Annotated in this window: 15 protein-coding genes; 9 read left to right on the top strand and 6 right to left on the bottom strand. The window is 61.1% G+C overall.

The window, feature by feature from the left end:
• Window positions 1-81 precede the first annotated feature (81 nt).
• On the bottom strand, window positions 82-1161 hold the full coding sequence (locus tag KVP10_RS14540) for an Ldh family oxidoreductase (protein WP_217965338.1): 1080 nt from the start codon (window positions 1159-1161) through the stop codon (window positions 82-84).
• A 267-nt stretch (window positions 1162-1428) separates the two neighbouring features.
• Here KVP10_RS14540 and gph point away from each other — a divergent pair, with 267 nt between their 5' ends.
• Window positions 1429-2154, top strand: a complete 726-nt coding sequence (gene gph / locus KVP10_RS14535; RefSeq protein WP_217965337.1) for a phosphoglycolate phosphatase — start codon at window positions 1429-1431, stop codon at window positions 2152-2154.
• Here gph and KVP10_RS14530 read toward each other — a convergent pair whose 3' ends face one another.
• On the bottom strand, window positions 2155-2730 hold the full coding sequence (locus KVP10_RS14530) for a TetR/AcrR family transcriptional regulator (RefSeq protein WP_217965336.1): 576 nt from the start codon (window positions 2728-2730) through the stop codon (window positions 2155-2157).
• Window positions 2731-2993: 263 nt separating this feature from the next.
• Between KVP10_RS14530 and KVP10_RS14525 the strand changes: the two genes are divergently transcribed.
• Both KVP10_RS14525 and KVP10_RS14520 read left to right on the top strand, forming a co-directional pair.
• Window positions 2994-4181, top strand: a complete 1188-nt coding sequence (locus KVP10_RS14525) for an MFS transporter (protein WP_343218750.1) — start codon at window positions 2994-2996, stop codon at window positions 4179-4181.
• Window positions 4182-4240: 59 nt separating this feature from the next.
• On the top strand, window positions 4241-5101 hold the full coding sequence (locus KVP10_RS14520; protein WP_217965334.1) for a class I SAM-dependent methyltransferase: 861 nt from the start codon (window positions 4241-4243) through the stop codon (window positions 5099-5101).
• A gap of 158 nt (window positions 5102-5259) precedes the next feature.
• Here KVP10_RS14520 and KVP10_RS14515 read toward each other — a convergent pair whose 3' ends face one another.
• The 3 genes from KVP10_RS14515 to KVP10_RS14505 form a co-directional block, all read right to left on the bottom strand.
• Entirely contained in the window at window positions 5260-8415 is a 3156-nt protein-coding gene (locus KVP10_RS14515) for a multidrug efflux RND transporter permease subunit (protein ID WP_217965333.1), read from the bottom strand.
• A gap of 12 nt (window positions 8416-8427) precedes the next feature.
• On the bottom strand, window positions 8428-9507 hold the full coding sequence (locus KVP10_RS14510; protein ID WP_343218747.1) for an efflux RND transporter periplasmic adaptor subunit: 1080 nt from the start codon (window positions 9505-9507) through the stop codon (window positions 8428-8430).
• A gap of 201 nt (window positions 9508-9708) precedes the next feature.
• Window positions 9709-10224 carry a MarR family winged helix-turn-helix transcriptional regulator gene (locus KVP10_RS14505; protein WP_217965331.1) on the bottom strand — a complete coding sequence of 172 codons (516 nt, stop codon included), beginning with the start codon at window positions 10222-10224 and terminating at the stop codon, window positions 9709-9711.
• Between the two features lie 268 nt (window positions 10225-10492).
• Here KVP10_RS14505 and KVP10_RS14500 point away from each other — a divergent pair, with 268 nt between their 5' ends.
• The gene (locus tag KVP10_RS14500) at window positions 10493-11947 is read left to right on the top strand and encodes an efflux transporter outer membrane subunit (protein WP_217965330.1); all 1455 of its coding nucleotides are present in this window, start codon (window positions 10493-10495) and stop codon (window positions 11945-11947) included.
• Between the two features lie 94 nt (window positions 11948-12041).
• On the opposite strand, the gene KVP10_RS14495 is transcribed toward KVP10_RS14500, so the two are convergent.
• Window positions 12042-12803 carry an IclR family transcriptional regulator gene (locus tag KVP10_RS14495; protein ID WP_217965329.1) on the bottom strand — a complete coding sequence of 254 codons (762 nt, stop codon included), beginning with the start codon at window positions 12801-12803 and terminating at the stop codon, window positions 12042-12044.
• A 245-nt stretch (window positions 12804-13048) separates the two neighbouring features.
• Here KVP10_RS14495 and KVP10_RS14490 point away from each other — a divergent pair, with 245 nt between their 5' ends.
• The 5 genes from KVP10_RS14490 to KVP10_RS14470 all read left to right on the top strand — a co-directional run bounded on the left by KVP10_RS14490 (window position 13049) and on the right by KVP10_RS14470 (window position 17222).
• Window positions 13049-14230, top strand: coding sequence for a CaiB/BaiF CoA transferase family protein (locus KVP10_RS14490; protein WP_217965328.1), 1182 nt, complete (start codon window positions 13049-13051; stop codon window positions 14228-14230).
• Between the two features lie 106 nt (window positions 14231-14336).
• The gene (locus tag KVP10_RS14485) at window positions 14337-14699 is read left to right on the top strand and encodes a hotdog family protein (RefSeq protein WP_246600695.1); all 363 of its coding nucleotides are present in this window, start codon (window positions 14337-14339) and stop codon (window positions 14697-14699) included.
• A 10-nt stretch (window positions 14700-14709) separates the two neighbouring features.
• Window positions 14710-15051 carry a MaoC family dehydratase gene (locus KVP10_RS14480; protein WP_343218746.1) on the top strand — a complete coding sequence of 114 codons (342 nt, stop codon included), beginning with the start codon at window positions 14710-14712 and terminating at the stop codon, window positions 15049-15051.
• Between the two features lie 2 nt (window positions 15052-15053).
• On the top strand, window positions 15054-16100 hold the full coding sequence (locus tag KVP10_RS14475) for an iron-containing alcohol dehydrogenase family protein (protein ID WP_217965325.1): 1047 nt from the start codon (window positions 15054-15056) through the stop codon (window positions 16098-16100).
• Window positions 16101-16226: 126 nt separating this feature from the next.
• Window positions 16227-17222: a Bug family tripartite tricarboxylate transporter substrate binding protein gene (locus tag KVP10_RS14470; protein ID WP_217965324.1), complete on the top strand. Its 996-nt coding sequence runs from the start codon at window positions 16227-16229 to the stop codon at window positions 17220-17222.
• Window positions 17223-17325 lie beyond the last annotated feature (103 nt).

Below are 17325 nucleotides of genomic sequence, written 5' to 3'. Positions count from 1 at the left end.
GAGCTGGCCTTGGAGTGTCGCGCCTGCCCCTGGGCCGCATGAGTCCCGAGCGCGGCTGAAATCGTGGGAACTGCGGCTAGATCAGCCAAAGACAGGCGATAGATCCACCCCGGTGGCCTCGGCGGTCTTTTGCAGGTCTGCCAGGGTGTCCTCGGGCAAATACAAGCCGTCGGCGCGTTGGCGCAGGTCGTTGCGCGCCTCGATTTCACCCGGGTAGTAGACCTCGTCGTGGCCCGCGGCCACGGGGGCGGCCTTGAGCTTGGCGATGTACTCTTCCATGCGCGCCTTGAACTGTGCCAGCGGCTGGAAAGCGGCGATGTCGAGCGCCAGGAAGAAATGGCCGGCGCCGCTGCGATTGACCGGGTCGTAAGGGCTGTGCACCTCGTCGAGTATGCCGCTGCCCGACAGGACGCCGGACAGGACATCGACCATGGCGCCTATGGCGTAGCCTTTGTGTCCAGCCATGGGGAGAACAAAGCCTTCGAGAGCCTTGCGCGGGTCGGTGGTGGGATAGCCGTCGGCGTCGATGGCCCAACCCTCGGGGATAGACTCGTGGCGTTGCCTGGCCAGGAATATCTTGCCGCGTGCCACGCCGGTGTTGGCGACGTCCATGATCATCGGGGCATGACGTCCCGCCGGCGCACCCACCGACCAGGGGTTGGTGCCGACCAGCTTGCGGCGTCCGCCCCATGGAGCCATGCCCGGGCCGCCGTTGGTCATCAGCAGCATGATGCAGCCCTGCTCGGTTGCCATGCGCGAGAAATACATGCATGTGCCGAAGTGGTTGGAATAGCGCACGGAGACGGCGCCGACGCCGTACTCGCGGGCCCGGGCTATCGCTTCTTCGGTGGCCCGCTTGGCCACTACCGGGCCTACCCCGTCGCCGCCGTCCAGCACGGCGGCAGCCTTGGCGTCGACGACCGTGCGCACGTCGGTGACCGTCTTCATGGCGCCGGACTTGAGCCGGTCGTAATACCAGCGCAGGCGCATAACGCCGTGCGACTGGTGCCCCCAGAGGTCGGCCTGCACCAGGGCGTCGGCGGCGACCGCGGCGTCGGCCCGGCACACGCCGGTGCTGCAATAGACCTCGCTCACGAACGTGCTCAGTTTCTGGGGATCTACCCGGCGGTAGCCGGGTTGCTGCGCTGTTGAATTCTGCACGCTGTCTTCCTGATGTGGATGTCTGTTCCGTTCGCTGCGCAAACCCGCAGGCTATAGTGCGTTCGGAGCCATAGTCTATGGGCCATAGTGTAATTATGGCAGGTAGGGGCTGTTGCCCATCTCCTGGCCAAAGACGCAGCGTCCGAACCGCAAGCGGTCGTGCCGTAATCGACCTAGGAATCCGGTATGCGACAAAGACGCTTGCGAGCGTTAAGCTATGGCGCATGATTGGGCCGAACTCTTCGGCCCAGGAAGGAGCCCCACGCTGTGACAGATCTCATCGCCTTTAACGAAGCAACCATAGCTTTCGACCTCGATGGCACCCTGGTCGAGTCGGCCCCCGACCTGGTCGGGTCCGTGAACGCCATCCTGGTCGAAGAAGGCGTGCAGCCCTTGGCTTATGACGAAGGCAGGCGCCTCATCAGCCGCGGAGGCCGGCGGATGCTGCAGTGGGGCTTCGAGCTCGCCGGAGAACAAGACCCGGCCGCCCGCGCCACTGCCGTTTTCGACCGTTTCCTGAGCTATTACGGCGACCATGTCGCAGACCAGAGCAGGCTGTTTCCGGGCGTGGACGATGCCCTGAAAACCCTGAAGGCGGCAGGTGCCACGCTGGTCGTCTGCACCAACAAACCCACAGGGCTGTCGCGCAGCCTGTTGTCCAAGCTGGGTGTGCTGGAGCTGTTCGAAGGCGTGGTGGGCATCGATGCCGTCACGGCGGCCAAGCCCAATGCCGCGCACTTGATCGAAGCGGTGCAGGCCGTAGGCGGCAACCTCGCGCGCACGCTCATGGTGGGCGATTCCGACGCCGATGCCGGGGCCGCGAAGGCTGCCGGAGTGCCTGTGGTGCTGGTCGATTTCGGCTACACCGAAATCCCCGTTGCCGAACTGAAGCCGGACTTCCTGCTGCATCGCTTCGATGATCTGGTGGAAGCCTGCGCTGGGCTGTTGGACGGCTCTGTGGCGAAACAGCAGCCCGGTGCTGCGGTGGCCTGATCAGCCGACGGGCTTCTTGAGAACCTGCCAGGCCGCGTGCACGAGGGGCTGCTCGGATTCCTGCAGATGCCGGACGTAGCTTTCGGGGTCGGGTTTGGCGAAGTAGTCCAGTTCGTTGATTGCGCTGCGCACCAGTTGGTGCGCCGGCCCGATCCACAAGGCGTAGTACTGCTCGGGAAGCAGCCTTACGATTTCGCCGGCATCTATATGGCGTTGCAGCCAGCGTATAAGCTGTTCGTAAAATTGCTTGTTCAGCGCGGCTTCCTTGCCTTCCGAGGCGCTGGCGACCGATGGCTCGCGGCAATGCATCATGTAGCGCATCGCGGTGGGGTTTTCCGCCGCCCAGCGCAGATAACGCCGCACTACGCTCTCGATGCCATCCCGGGCGCCCTCGTGCCGCTCGAGCTCGTCGAGCAGGTCGCCCTGGAAGCGCTGCAGCGTTTCCAGATACAAGATGACGGCCAGGTTGAGCTTGCTGCCGAAATGGTGATAGAAGCTGCCATTGCTGGCATCGGCACGTTCGAGGATATCTTCTACACGTGTGGCCGCAACGCCGCGTTCCCGAAACAGGGTCATTGCCACTTCGCCGATCGCTTGCCGCCGATTGTGCTTGAGTGTGGCTTTGCTGGCTGATGTGGCTGATGTGCGAGTCATCTCGATCTATTTCTTTGCTTGTCCCGACGCGATTATATGCTTGACTAGAATATTATTCTAATTCTAGAATAAAAATCTAGAACAATATTCTAGTCAAAATTGGGAACTCTCTGATGGGAAAACTGGGTAGCACCGGCTACAAGGCGCTGGCCCGCGCCGGGTCGGTCGCAAGCAATTCGGCCTTGGTGCAGGTCATGGCCGTGGCCACGGGAATTGCGGCAGCCAACATCTGGTATGCGCAGCCGCTGCTGGATACATTGGCGCGCCATTTCCTCGTTTCGACCGGCACGGCAGGGCTGATCGTGACCATGACGCAACTGGGCTACACCTTCGGCCTGGTGCTGGTCGTTCCATTAGGTGATTTCTTCGAGCTGCGCCGCTTGGTGACCGTGCTTTCGGCATGCACCGCTGCGGCCTTGGTGCTTGCCGGCGCGGCGTCCAGTATCGGCGTTTTCCTTGTGGCGTCCATGATCATCGGGATCACGGCAACGGCCGCGCAGGTGCTCGTGCCCTTCGCCGCCCACCTGGCCATGGACGATCAGCGCGGGCAAGTCGTCGGCCGTGTAATGGCCGGGTTGCTGCTTGGCATCCTGCTGTCCCGTACGTTCTCGGGCTTTGTCGCCGACGTGCTGGGCTGGCGCGCTGTCTTCGATATAGCGGCGGCTTTCATGGTGATACAGGCGTGGGTCTTGTCGCGTGTGCTGCCGCAGTTCCGTAACGAGACATCTTTGCGCTATTTCCCGCTATTGCTTTCCGTGGTGCAACTGTTCCGCGAAGAGCCGCTGCTGAGGCGGCGCATTGTTTATGGCGCTTTGGGTTTCGCGGCTTTCACGACACTGTGGACAGGCCTTTCGTTCCTGCTCACGCGGCCGCCCTACAACTACGGCGACACTGTCGTCGGATTGTTCGGCCTGCTTGGGGCGGCGGGGGCGATGTGCGCCATGGCTGCCGGCCGGCTGCATGATCGCGGCAAAGCGCACACCGGCACCGGTGTGTTCTTGGCGGTTATTGTGCTTGCATTTGCCATCATGGGGTTTTTCCAAAATTATTTGGCCGCGATCGTCGTGGGCGTGGTCTTGCTGGATCTCGGCCAGCAAGGCCAGCACATTCTCAACCAGAGCGTGGTGTACGAGCTGAACCCGAAGATGCGCGGCCGCATCACGACCGCGTACATGACTTGTTTCTTCCTCGGCGGCGTTATTGGCTCGGTGCTGACGGGCTATCTATATCAATTGGCCGGCTGGACCGCTGTTGCATGGCTGGGCGGCGCTTTCGGGGGCATTGCTTTCCTGTTTTGGCTGACGGAACCGGGGACAAGCCGTGGCTCAGCCGACAAGCAAGGCTCAACCGTGGCACGCGTCGGCAAAGAGTAGCCGGCTCGATGCGCCGCCGGCCTCTGAGCGAATCGCCCGGCAATCAAAGGAGATAAAACATGGCACACGACAAGGAAGCTGAAATACCGGACAACACTGCCGTACGCACTGCGCTGTGGCGGGCCTTGCATGTACAGGCGGATGCGCCGCCGCATGTATTCGAAGACGAGGTCGGATTGAAACTGGTCGCGCCCGATGACGATTGGCGCGATCGCCCCGACATGAGTCCGTTTACCAAGCCCTTTCGCGCGGCCATTCTGGCGCGCGCTCGCTACATCGAGGATCTGGTCGAAGAGCAGGTGTCGCGCGGCGTGGGCCAGTATGTTCTTCTCGGCGCGGGGCTGGATTCGTTTGCTCAGCGCCGGCCCGAGTTCGCATCCCGGCTGCGCATTTTCGAGCTGGACCAGCCCGAGTCCCAGGCATGGAAGCGCGAGCGCCTTGTGGCTACGGGCCTCGGTATTGCCGGCAACCTCGAGCTCGTACCCGTGGACTTCGAGGCCGGCGACGACTGGCTAAGTCGATTGGTCGCCTCGGGATTCGATGTCCAGCGCCCGGCGGTCATTGCATCGACGGGGGTCAGCATGTATTTGACTCGAGACGCCGTCATGGCGACCCTGCGCCGGATTGCGGCGTTTGTGCCAGGCTCCATATTCGTCATGTCGTTCCTGTGCCCGATCGAGATGCTCGATCCCGAGATACGCATCGGGGTAGAGCGCGCCGCGGCAGGTGCGCGGGCCAGCGGCACGCCTTGGATCAGCTTCTTCAAGCCGGACGAGATCATGGCTCTTGCCACCGAGGCAGGGTTCCAGAAAGTGCAGCACGTGTCGGCATCCGCCCTGGCGGAGCGCTACTTTGCGGGGAGAGCGGATGATTTGCGTCCACCCAGGAATTCGGAGGAATTGCTGGTGGCAAGGGTCTGAAAGAGGGGCGAGGGGAATTCGGCTGGCCGCGAGGGGTTCCGGCTGGCCGAGTGAAGATCCTGCGTGCAGCGCATGCGCAGGCTGGCGCCGAACGCAAAAGGGGCCGAGCAAAACTCGGCCCCTTTGCTTGTAGACAAACCGTCTAGCCGGCGACTGCGCTAGGACGGATGCGTCTCCGGTGGCTTGTCTTTTGCCGCGTGCGTCCCGTCGAGCTTGTCGCCCGCTATGCGCCGCACGACCACGAAGAACACCGGGATCAGCAGCAGCCCGAAAATCGTGGCGAACAGCATGCCGCCGATCACGCCGGTACCGATGGCGTGGCGCGCGTTGGCACCGGCGCCGGTGGAGATGAAGAGCGGGAACACGCCGAGAATGAAGGCGAACGAAGTCATCAGGATGGGGCGGAAGCGCAGCCGGGCCGCGGTCAGGATCGCTTCGCGCAAGGTCTTGCCTTCCGCCTGTGCCGCGACGGCGTACTCGATGATCAGGATGGCGTTCTTGGCGGCCAGGCCGATCACGGTCACCAGGCCGATCTTGAAGAACACGTCGTTGGAAAGCCCGCGCCCCATCGTGAACAGCACCGTGCCCAGCAGCGTGAGCGGCACGATCAGCAGCACCGCGATGGGCACCGACCAGCTTTCATAAAGGGCGGCCAGCGCCAGGAACACCACCAGGATGGACAGGGCCATCAGCATGGTTGAGCCGCTGCTGGACGCCACTTCCTGGAACGACTCGCCCGCCCAGTCGAAACTGAAGCCGTGCGGCAGGTCGTTCATCACGATTTTCTGCATTTCGTCCATCGCCTCGCCCGAGGCGTAGCCGGGGGCGGCGTCGCCCACGACTTCGATCGCCGGGTTGCCGTTGAAACGCGACAGCGAAGGCGAGACCAGATCCCAATGGCTATTGATGACGCTGGAAATCGGAATCATCGCCGGGGTGCCGTCCGCGTTCTTCTGCGTGCTGCTGGGCGTGTAGAAATCGTTGAACGCCGAGCGGCTCATGCGGTAGGGCGCATCGGCCTGCAGCATCACGAACTTGACGCGCCCTTCGGCGAACATCTGGCCGACCTGGGTGGGGGCGAGCATCAGGCTGGCAGCATTGGCCACGTCGGTCGCCGAAAGCCCCATCGAGGCTGCCTGTACGCGGTCGATCTTGAAATCGAGTTGCGGCGCCGGCGGCAACTGGTTGGCCCGCACATTGACCAGTATCTTGTTATCCTTGGCCTTGGCCTGTACGGTTTTCAGCGCCTGGTCGAGCGCAGTACGCCCCAGGCCGCCCGTGTCTTCCAGGTACATGTCGAAGCCGCCGAACTGGCCGAGGCCATGCACCGTGGGCAGGTTGACGACGACGATGGACGCGTCGCGGATGGTTTTATGCAGTTGCGCATTCAGCTTTGGAATCAGTTGTTCCGCTGACAGGCTGCGCTTTTCCCAGTCTGTCAGCTGTATGAAGGCCATGCCGTTGTTTTCGCCCGAGCCCACGGGGCTGAAGCCGATGATCTGCATCATGTGCTCGATCTCGGGGTCTTTCTTGAGCGTGTTCCATATCTGGCTCATTACCGCTTCGCTGCGCTGCTTGGTGGCGCCCGGCGGCAACTGCACCATGGCCAGCAAGTAGCCCTGGTCTTCCTGCGGTATGAAACTGCCCGGCAATTTGACGTAGAGAAAGCCCGACATCACCACTACCAGGACGAACACCATCATCCAGCGCGGGGCGTGGCGCACGGCGTGCGTCACATGACCGACATAGGTGTTGTGCGTCCAGTCGAATATGTCGTTGAACTTGCGGAACAAAAAGTTCTTTTTGCGTTCGTGTTCCGGCTGCAGGTATTTCGCGCAGAGGGCCGGTGTGAAGGTCAGGGCGAGGAACGCCGAGAAGAACATCGATACCGCGATCGTCAGGGCGAATTGACGATAGATGATCCCGGTCGAGCCTGTCTGCAAGGCCGAGGGCACGAACACCGCCAGCAGCACGGCCGTGATGGCGACCACGGCGCCCGAGATTTCCCTCATGCCTTTGCGCGCGGCCTCTTTGGGCGAAAGGCCTTGCTCGGTCATGATGCGCTCGATGTTCTCGATCACCACGATCGCATCGTCCACGACGATGCCGATAGCCATCACCATGCCGAACAGGCTGAGCTGGTTCACCGAGAATCCGAGCGCGTCCATGCCGATGAACGCCCCGAGCAGCGCCACGGGAATCACGATGGCCGGGATAATGGTGGCGCGGAAGTTCTGGAGGAAAACCAGCATCACCAGGAACACCAGCACCAGGGCTTCGACCAGGGTGACCAGCACATCGTGGATCGAGATCGTGATGAAGGTCGTGGTGTCGTAGGGAACGGACCAGGTCACCCCTTCCGGGAAGCCCACCTGCAGCTTCGCCATCTCGGCGCGCACCGCCTTTGCGACGGCCAGGCCGTTGGCGCCGGGCAGGGTCTGGATCGCGAATGCGCCGACCGGCTTGCCGTCGTAGAGGGTGTTGAAGCCATAGCCTTGCGGCCCGAAGTCCGCGGTCGCGATATCTCCGAGTTTCACCACGGTGCCATCGGCGTTGGCGCGCAGGATGATGCCGAGGAACTGCTGCGGCGTCGAGAACAGGCCTTCGCCGGCCACGTTGGCGGTGAAACCCCAGCCCTTGACCGCAGGGTCGGCGCCCAGCGTACCGGCCGCCACCTGGATGTTCTGCGCTTCCAGCGCGTTGATCACGTCGGTTGCCGACAGGCCGTAGCCGTGCATTTTTTCCGGGTTCAGCCAGATCCGCATGGCGTATTCGGCGCCGAACTGGTTCGTGGTGCCGACGCCGGGTATGCGCGAGATCGGGTTCAGCACCTGCGAAGCGACGATGTCGTTGAGGCGGTCCCGGCCGATGGTGGGGTCGCTCGAACTCAGCGCAATGGCCATCAGCGTGTCGGGGTTGGCCTTAGCGACGATGATGCCCTGCGAAAGCACTGCCGGCGGCAAGCGTGGTTCGGCGCGCGTGACCTGGTTCTGCGTCTGCATCGCAGCGATGTCGGGGTCGGTGCCGGGCTTGAAGGTCAGCGTGATCGCCACGCGGCCGCTGGAACTCGTGGACGAGTTGAAATACAGCAGGTTGTCGATGCCGGTGAGCTGCTGCTCGATCACCTGGGTCACCGAGCCCTCGGCCGTGCTGGAGCTTGCGCCGGGGTAGTGGGCGACGATCGAAACCTGCGGCGGCGCGATGTTCGGGTATGACTGGACGCCGAGGTTGTCGATCGCGAGCACGCCGCCCAGAGTGATCAGAATCGCGATCACCCACGCAAAAATGGGTCGATCGATAAAGAAATTCGACATGCGGAAATCCCGTTACTTGCTGCCGGAGGCTGTGGCGGATGCGCCAGCGGCGCCCTTGGCTTTTGCGGCCGACGACGGAGGCTGCCAGGGTTCGGTCTTGGCTTTCCCGCCTATCTGCACCGTCTGCAATCCGGACACGATCACCGGGTCGCCCGCATTCAGGCCGGAAGTGATGACCCAATCGACCCCGTGAGTGCCGTCGGTGGTCACGTTGCGGTGCGCGACCGTTCCGTCCTTGCCGACCACCAATACGTAGGTGCCGGTGATGTCGCGCTGCACGGCGGCTTGCGGGATCAGGAACGCATTGTGGCGTACCCCCATCGCCATTTTCAGGGTCACGTAAGTGCCCGGCAGCAGCCTGAACTTGGGGTTGGGCAACAGCGCGCGCAAGGTGATCGACCCCGTGGACGGATCGACCGTGGGGGCGGAAAAGTCCACCGTGCCCGACTCGGAATAGGGCGTGCCGTCCGGCAGCGTGATCTTGACGGTGGTCTTGTTGGGCTCGGCGAGCTGGATGTCGCCACGTTCGGCGGCCGTTTGCAGCTCGTTGAGATCATTCACGCCGATGGTGAAATTGACATACAGCGGATCCAGTTGGCTTACCGTGGTGAGCAGGGTCGCGGAACCTTGCCCCACGAGAGCGCCTTCAGTGACCTGCTGCTGGCCGGCGCGACCGTCTATGGGCGACGTGACATAGGCATAGCCCAGGTTGATGCGCGCGGTTTGCACGCTGGCCTGGTCTGCCTTGACCGTTGCTTCGTTTTGCTGCACCAGGAACTTCTGGTCGGTGTAGGTCTGTTCGGCTATCGACTTTTGCTGGTGCAGCCGCTGGTAGCGGGCGAAGTCCGCCCGCGACTGGCCGAGGATCGCCTGGTCTTTCGCCAGTTGCGCCTGGGCGCTGGCCAGCGCCGCCTTGAGGGGGGCCGGGTCGATCTCGAACAGCAACTGGCCCTTCTTTACCTCGCTGCCTTCGACATAGGCGCGCTTGAGCAGGACGCCCGCGACCCGGGCGTTCACGTCGGCGCTGCGAAACGCCGACAAGCGGCCTACCAGGTTCTTGACGAGCGGCGTGCTCTCGGGCTGTGCGGTCACCACGCCTACCATCGGCGGCGTTGCCGCCGGTGCCTGGTTCCCGCTTTTGCCGCAGGCCGTCAACAGCAGCGCCAGACACAATGGGGCTGCGCGTAAAGCAAAATTTTTCATGGGGGTTATGAAGTCATTGTGTGGCCGACCGCTCGGCAAGAGTGCCTGGGTGACTGGCTCAGGTCGGCGGCGTGGGGTGTCGTGTCCGTCTCAGGAGCCAATCACGGTATCCATTGATTCGGCGAGCCGCTGCAGCAGGCGTTGCAGTTCGTGCTTGTCTGTATCGCTGAAGCAGGAAAATGCCTTGCGCAAGCGCGGCAGGAATTGGGGCATAAGCTTGAGAACGAATTGGCGGCCATTGTGCGTGATTCTCAATTCGACCCGGCGCCGGTCCTTGGTGCAGTTGTTGCGCATTGCCAGCCCGCGCTTGACGAGCAGGTTCGCAATGCGGGTGACGTTAGCCGGAGTCTGCGCAAGATAAGCGGATAGCTCATTTGGAAAAACAGGATTGTCGGCATTGACAAACAGATATACCAGCGCGCGAAAGTCGCTTTGGTGCATGCCGTAGGGGCCCAATGTCGCATTCGACAAATCGGCCAGCCCGCCTGCAACCAGATTCAGCCAACCGCCCAGCGCCGCATCTTGCAATGGGAAATCCGCCACATTGCGAGAGACGAGGTTCAGGCTGGCCTCCATCTTCTGCATATGTAGCGCCAGATCGCTCATTGCTTAGCTGATAGATATTTAACCAATGAAATGTTAGTATATTAAGCACTTTGTATACCGGTCAAGTCGATTTTGACCGGTCGGTTTGGATGCTAGTTCCCACGCGGGACTTCCCCGTTTCTACATTTACTATCCCGCCGCGAAACAAGATGCTGGTAGGCAGCGCACGAGTCCAGGTTGTACAGGGCGCATCCGGGCGCTCGCCTGCGAACGCAAGGTTCTGCCTGTGGCTTATGCATGGGCCACAGCATCCCCTGGATACGATTTCATGAAGACGAAGATCTGCTGCGCGCCGCTCGCATTTGCACTGGCCTTGGCGCTCGGAGGCTGTACGGTTGGTCCCGATTATCAACGCCCGCAAGTGGCCACACCGGCGCACTACAAAGAGCTGCCGGGCTGGACCCAGGCCACGCCGGCCTCGGCGGCGGCGCCCAAGGGCGCTTGGTGGACGGCTTTCGGCGACCCGCTGCTGGACGAGCTGGAGCCGCAAGTGGCCGTCTCGAACCAGACGGTGGCGCAGAGCTACGCCAACTACCAGGCGGCCTTGGCCGAAGTCAAGGTGGCGCGCAGCGCGCTGTTCCCCACCATAGGCCTTTCCAGCTCTGTTTCCCGGCAGCGCAGTAACAGCACATCGAGCCGCAGCGGGGGCAATGGCCCGTCCGTAGTGAATTCCGGGTCGATCGAAGGCGCAGTGAGCTGGGCGCCGGACCTCTGGGGCGGCGTGCGCCGCAGCGTGGAAGAGAACAAGGCCAATGCTCAGGCGAGCGCCGCGACGCTGGCCAATGCCACTTTGTCCGAGCAGATCGCACTTGCGACCGCGTTGATCGAATTGCGCATCACCGATGCCAATATCGACCTGTTGCAAAAGACGGTGGACGCTTATCGCGAATCCCTGCGCGTAGTGACCGACCAGGGCGAGGCCGGCACCGCGCCGCCCTCGGATGTGATCAGCGCGCGCGTGCAGCTCAAGAACGCGCAGGCCAGCCTGATCGCCCTGGGCGTTGCCCGCGCCCAGTACGTGCATGCGATCGCCGTACTGGTCGGCAAGAACCCCGAAGAGCTCGACATCCCGCACAGCACGGCGCTGCCCGCATTGCCGAATGTTCCGGTGGGCGTGCCCTCGACGCTGCTGCAGCGCCGTCCCGATATCGCTATCGCCGAGCGCCAGATGGCCGCGCAAAACGCCGCGATCGGCGTCGCCGTGGCGGCGTACTACCCCAATCTGTCACTGTCGGCGGCCGACGGCTTTACGCAATCGCCGATTGCCGGGCTGCTGAACATCGCCAACCATGTCTGGTCGCTGGGGGCCGACCTGGGCGTCACCTTGTTCGAAGGCGGCGCGCGCCACGGCCGGGTCGCCGCCGCCAAGGCCGAATACGAAGCCGCAGTGGCGAACTATCGCGGCACGGTCCTCACCGCGTTCCGGAACGTCGAGGACGACTTGGCGGGCCTGCGCATCCTTGCCCAGCGGGCCGAAGTGCTCGACGGCGCCGTGCAGGACGCCAGGCGCGCCACCGAGATCGCCCGCAACGAATATGCGGCCGGTACGACCGACTTCACCACGGTCGCAGTCGCCCAGGCAACCCAACTGAGCACCGAGCAAGCCGCCCTGAGCGTGCACCAGCAGCGCCTGCTCGATACGGTTTCGCTGATCGGCGACTTGGGCGGCGGCTGGTCGGCCGATCACCTGGCCCTGGCGAGCGATAGCCAGGCGAAGCACTGAATACGCTTTGCCCGGCAGCTTCGATTCGGACATCCGCGCCGAGTCGGTGAGTGGCATGTCCTATTCTGCGACTTCGATGGCATATCCCCGCGGTTTACGCGGGGACGCCAATGCCAGCGATTTCCTTGCGCACGAATTTCGCGATTTGTTCCTGTCGTTCTGGTGACATACGGCTTTCAATCGCCGCAACGGCAATGGCTGCGAGCGGGTCGCCGCCAGGTGCAAGAATGGGCAGTCCCACGGTCGCGGTACCCGCGGCTATGGTGATGGACACATAGCCACGCTGCCAGAAGGCCTCCAGTTCCCGTCGCACGCGCTGCGCGTTCATGTCTCCGTATTTGGAATAAGCCGATTCGTTGTGCGCAATGATGAGGTCGATTTCATCTTGCCGCAAAGAGCCCAGGATCGCCAGCCCGGAGGCGTTTGTACCGAGAGGGCGCCTGCCTCCAGTGTCCAGGGTGAGTACCTTGACCGGATAGTTGCCTTCTATCCGGTCTAGGCAGACCGACTCATGCTGGTTCCGTGCGACCAGATATACGGTGTCCTCTGTAAACGCGGCGATGCGCCTGAGCGCGTTTTTTGCCGCGAGCCGGATATCGAACTCCGGCTTGATGGCCAAGCCGCATTCATAAATCAAAGCCCCGAGATGATAGCGCTTGGACTCGGCATCCTGGCGCACTATGCCTTCCACCGCCAAGGCCTTCAAAAGCCGATGGGCAGTGGATTGGTCCAGTTCTACCGCCTTGACGAGATCTACCAGCCGGACGCCGTCTCGGTTGCGTGTGGCAATCGCACGCAACAAAAGGCCGATACGCCTCACAACTTGGGTTCCTGCTACTTCTCCAGATGCTGTCATTACATGGCCTCGATCTAATATTCCACTATATAGCATTGTAACGTTAATTGAAAACGCTATGCCACAGCTATAGTATGAATAAGAGACATGCTATTCAAGATGATCTATTGTCTCATAAAAATTCATATAGTGAAATATTTAATACGCCGGCATCGAACGCGATACCCTCTGGCGCAAGAACGCCATGAAGAGGGAACGGCACGCTGCTTCACTTCATTAACCTCTCATCACAGGAGAGTCCTAGCATGCTCGAAGGCATCCGGATACTGGATCTGAGCTGGGTCCTCGGCGGGCCTTTCGGCGGGCAGTTGCTTGCACAACTCGGCGCTGAAGTCATCAAGGTCGAGCCATTGGAAGGAGACATGTCGCGGAATATTCCGCCGCATTTTTTCCATGATGACTCGTCGTTTTTCCTATCCGTGAATCGGGGCAAACAAAGCATTGCCCTGAATTTGAAGAAGCAGGACGGCCTGGCGGTCTTGCACGACCTGGTTCGGAAATCCCACGCGGTGATTTATGGCTTTGCCCCGGATGTTCCCAAGAAGCTGGGAATAGATTTCGAGTCGCTGAAATCGATAAACAAAGAAATTGTCGTGGGCCAGCTAATCGGCTTTCATGACCAGCCGCCGTATGCAAATGCGCCCGCCTTCGACTTGATAGTGCAGGCCATGGGCGGCTTCATGAGTATTACCGGCGAAGAGGGAGGCGAGCCGGTCCGCAGCGGATACCAGATTGCGGATCTGGCGGGGGGGCTTTATCTGGCATTGGGAACCCTGGCCGGCTTGCTGTCGGCCTTTCGTACGGGAGAAGGCAAATCAATCCAGGTTTCACTGCTCGATTGCCAGCTCGCGTTGCTCACCTGGCAGGCGCAGAATTATTTCCTGTCCAAGGAAGTCCCTGCTGCGCATGGGTCTCGCCATCCCATGATCGCGCCGAGTGAAACTTTCCGGTGCAAGGACGGCAAGCCGCTTGCCATATCCCCGACGGGCGAAATGTTCTGGAGCCGCTTCTGCACAGCGATAGGCCGGGACGACCTGCGTGACGATCCGAGTTTTGCCAAAGCAGCCGACCGTATAAAAAATGTGGAGGAATTGTCCCGGGTGCTTGCCCAGGAATTCCAGAAAAAAGAACGTGATGCATGGGCAGCGGAGCTGTTCGAAGCACGTATTCCGGCGGCCCCCGTCTTGAACGTCGAAGAAGCCCTGGGGCAACCATTGGCGCTTTTACGGTCGATGGTCGAAACCCTCACGCATGAGGCATCGGGGCAGCCGATGGACTTCATGGGCAACCCTTTCAAATATTCGCAGTCCCGATGCTTGGGCTACCCCCCGAAACTGGGCGGCGATACCGACGCAATCCTCAAGGACTTGTGCGGGTACAGCGAAGAGAGACTTCTTCAATTGAAGAGAGACGAAATCATTTTCTAACCAAGGAGGTAAACAGATGACACGCCCAAGCGAAGTCAAGCCCCGTGAGGGAGACCAGCCCGGTACGCCCTATTCGGCTTTCCAGGAGGGAGCAATTCTGCCGGAAATGAGATTTTCCATAACCCCGGAGATCAACGACGAATATCTGGCGGCTATCGACGAACAGGACGCCGAATGCTATGTCCTGGATGGCCGCAAAGTATGCGCACCGAATGTCCTCTCGGTATATCTGCTGGCGGTGCTGTATCGGCGCTATCCCCCCATTCAGGGCATCGTCGTTTATGACCAGCTATGGCGCTGGCATAACCCCATTTTCGCGGATGAAACCACGGAAATAGTGGCAAAAGGCAAGGTGACGGAAAAATTCGAACGCCGCGGGCGTAAATGGCTGCGGTTCGCCGCGGAATTCGAAAGGGCGGACGGCAAGCCCATAGCCAGCGCTCAGCACACCTTGAATCTACCCGAATAAAGAGGCCCCTGTGATGGAAAAGAAAATCAAAATGACCCAGGCCATTATCGATCAATACGGAGCGATCAATGGCGACAACGACACTATTCACTACGACGCGGATCTCGCCAGCAGACGAGGGTTTCGGGGCACGCTGGCGCATGGATTGAATGTCATGGGCTACGCCGCCGGCCTGGCGGCGCGGCGTTACGGCGCAGATTGGTACACCAAGGGGGAGCTTTACACCAAATGGATTGCACCTGTCTGCCCTGGCGACAATTTAACCGTTAGCTTGCGCGATGACGGAGAGATCGAAGGAAAAGTCGATCAGGGCATTACCATGGTGGGCCACGCCAGGCTGGCGGAGCAATAAAAATGGATGCTCCGTTCAAAATGCATTTCCCTCCGCAGCTCCTGCTGCGGGGTAATTGCGCGGAATTGTTAAATGGGCTGGGCGGGCAGCGGGTTCTGGTCATAGGTTCTAAGCGTAGCGCCGAGTTGTTCGACTGGGCTGGCCTGTTTCCCGGGAAAGAAGTCGCCATATTCGACGGTTCATTGCCGCACAGCCCCGAGGCAGTATTGGCGCAGTGTTCGGCAATCGCGCATTCTTTCAGCCCCGATACTTTGATTGCCATCGGCAGCGGCAGCGCCATCGATCTGGCAAAAGGAGTGCTGGATTCCATCTCGGCCGAGTTCATTGCCATACCCACCTCGCTAGGGGGCGGGGAAATGACAAATGTATATGGTATCCGCACTCAGCGGGGTACCAAAGAAGGCAAAGGCGGGTTGAAGTATCTGCCTAAAAAGGTCATCTACGATCCCGGCCTCCTGGCCAGCCTGCCTCTTCAGGAGCTCGCTGCGAGCGGAATAAATTCTTGGGCGCATTGCATCGAAGCGTTCTATAGCCGAAAACAGCACTGGTTCGGGAAAGCGGCAGCGGCGCGAGGCGGCAACATGTGGCCGGAGTTGCTGACGGCCGCCAAATCGGGCGAACAGAACCAGGCCTTGGCGGAAACACTATTCGAGGCGGCAAGCCTGGCAGGGTTCGCCATCAACGCTTGCGGCTTGGGCCTGCACCACGCGGTTTGCCATGTGGTGGGGGCTGCGACCGGGCTGACTCATGGGCTCGTCAATGCGATTGCGCTGCCCAAAACGCTAGCCCTCAATCGTGAAATCGCTCCCGCTGCAATCAGGGCCACCGAACAGGCCCTGTCCGTCGACGATCTGATCCAGAGCGCGAGCGATTTGATCGCCAGGCTCGAGTTACCCCGAAGCCTGCAGGAGCTGCATGTATCCATGGACCTCGTCGAGCCCTTGGTAAAAGCGCTGATGACGGCCCATCACTTGAAAAACAACCCTGCGGTGCTGGACGAAGATCACGCCAGCAAGCTGATGCACGCCATATTTACCGGATCCACCTAGGCTATGTCGCCGCAGTATGCCTCGGCCGCCGGGCATTTCACAACATCGGCACGAAGACACGCCTCGATGTCGCGTCGATGAGCGGGGCCAAGGCACCCTCTATGTCATATCACCAAAGGAGCAACCATGTGGAATACATATACCGTCTCAAAGTACGTGAGATTGCTCGCGCTGGCCAGCGCGATGTGGTTCGGGATGTCTACGCCCGCAGCCGCGGCGGGGAAATACCCCGATCGACCGGTGCGGCTCATAGTGCCGTATGTTGCGGGGGGCTCCACGGACTCCACCGCACGGCTGGTCGCCAAGGGGCTGAGCGACAAGCTGAACGTGCCATTCGTGGTCGTCAACATGCCCGGCGCCGGAGGCCAGATCGCACATGCCCATGTGGCCAATGCGCCTGCGGATGGATACACCCTGCTTTTCAGCGCCGCGGGGCCCCTGACCGTCACTCCTCATAGCTACTCGAAGCTGTCATATGACCCGCTACACGCATTCAAGCCTATCAAGCTGGTAGCTACCGCTCCGCTGTTGCTGGTCGTCAACCCGAAGTCGGGCATCAAGAATGTGCAAGCGCTCATCAACGATGCGAAGAAGAACCCGAATAAGCTCACCTTCGGCTCGTTTGGGGTGGGCAGCGCCGCGCATCTGGCGGGAGAGCTCTTCAAGTCTCTGGCCAAGGTGAATATCGTTCACGTCCCTTACAAGGGAAGCGCCCCCGCTTTGACGGCATTGATGGCCGGACAAATCGACATGATGTTCGATGTGCTCGTCACTTCTCTGCCTCTGGTCCAGGCGGGCAAGCTCGTGCCGCTGGCAGTGACGTCCCAAAGCCGGGTGCCGGAATTGCCCAACATACCGACTATGAGCGAAGCGGGCATCAAGGGCTTTGACGCGCAAACCTGGTTCGGCTTGCTGGCCCCTGCCAAAACCGACAACGCGATAGTTCAAAAACTGTCTCGCGCATTGGATGCGGTAATGGCAGAACCGAATTTCAGGAAAACCATCGCTGCCCAAGGCATGGAGGTGAAAGGCGGGACCCCGGCACAGTTCGACAAGTTTTTCCACAGCGAATATGTGAAATGGGGCAAGGTCGCCAAGGCTGCCAACATTCATATGAACTGAGGCGTGGCGCGGGCCGATTGCCGTCTGGATGCAGCCCGCTCGCTATGCGGACATTAGCGGCCGGCGCTCCATCCCGGGAGAGTGCGTGCGCAACTCTCGATTG

Source organism: Candidimonas humi (genome assembly GCF_019166065.1).
GTDB lineage: Bacteria > Pseudomonadota > Gammaproteobacteria > Burkholderiales > Burkholderiaceae_B > Candidimonas > Candidimonas humi.
The sequence above is the reverse complement of the archived record's forward strand: the minus strand, read 5'-3'. Positions and strand labels throughout refer to the sequence as shown.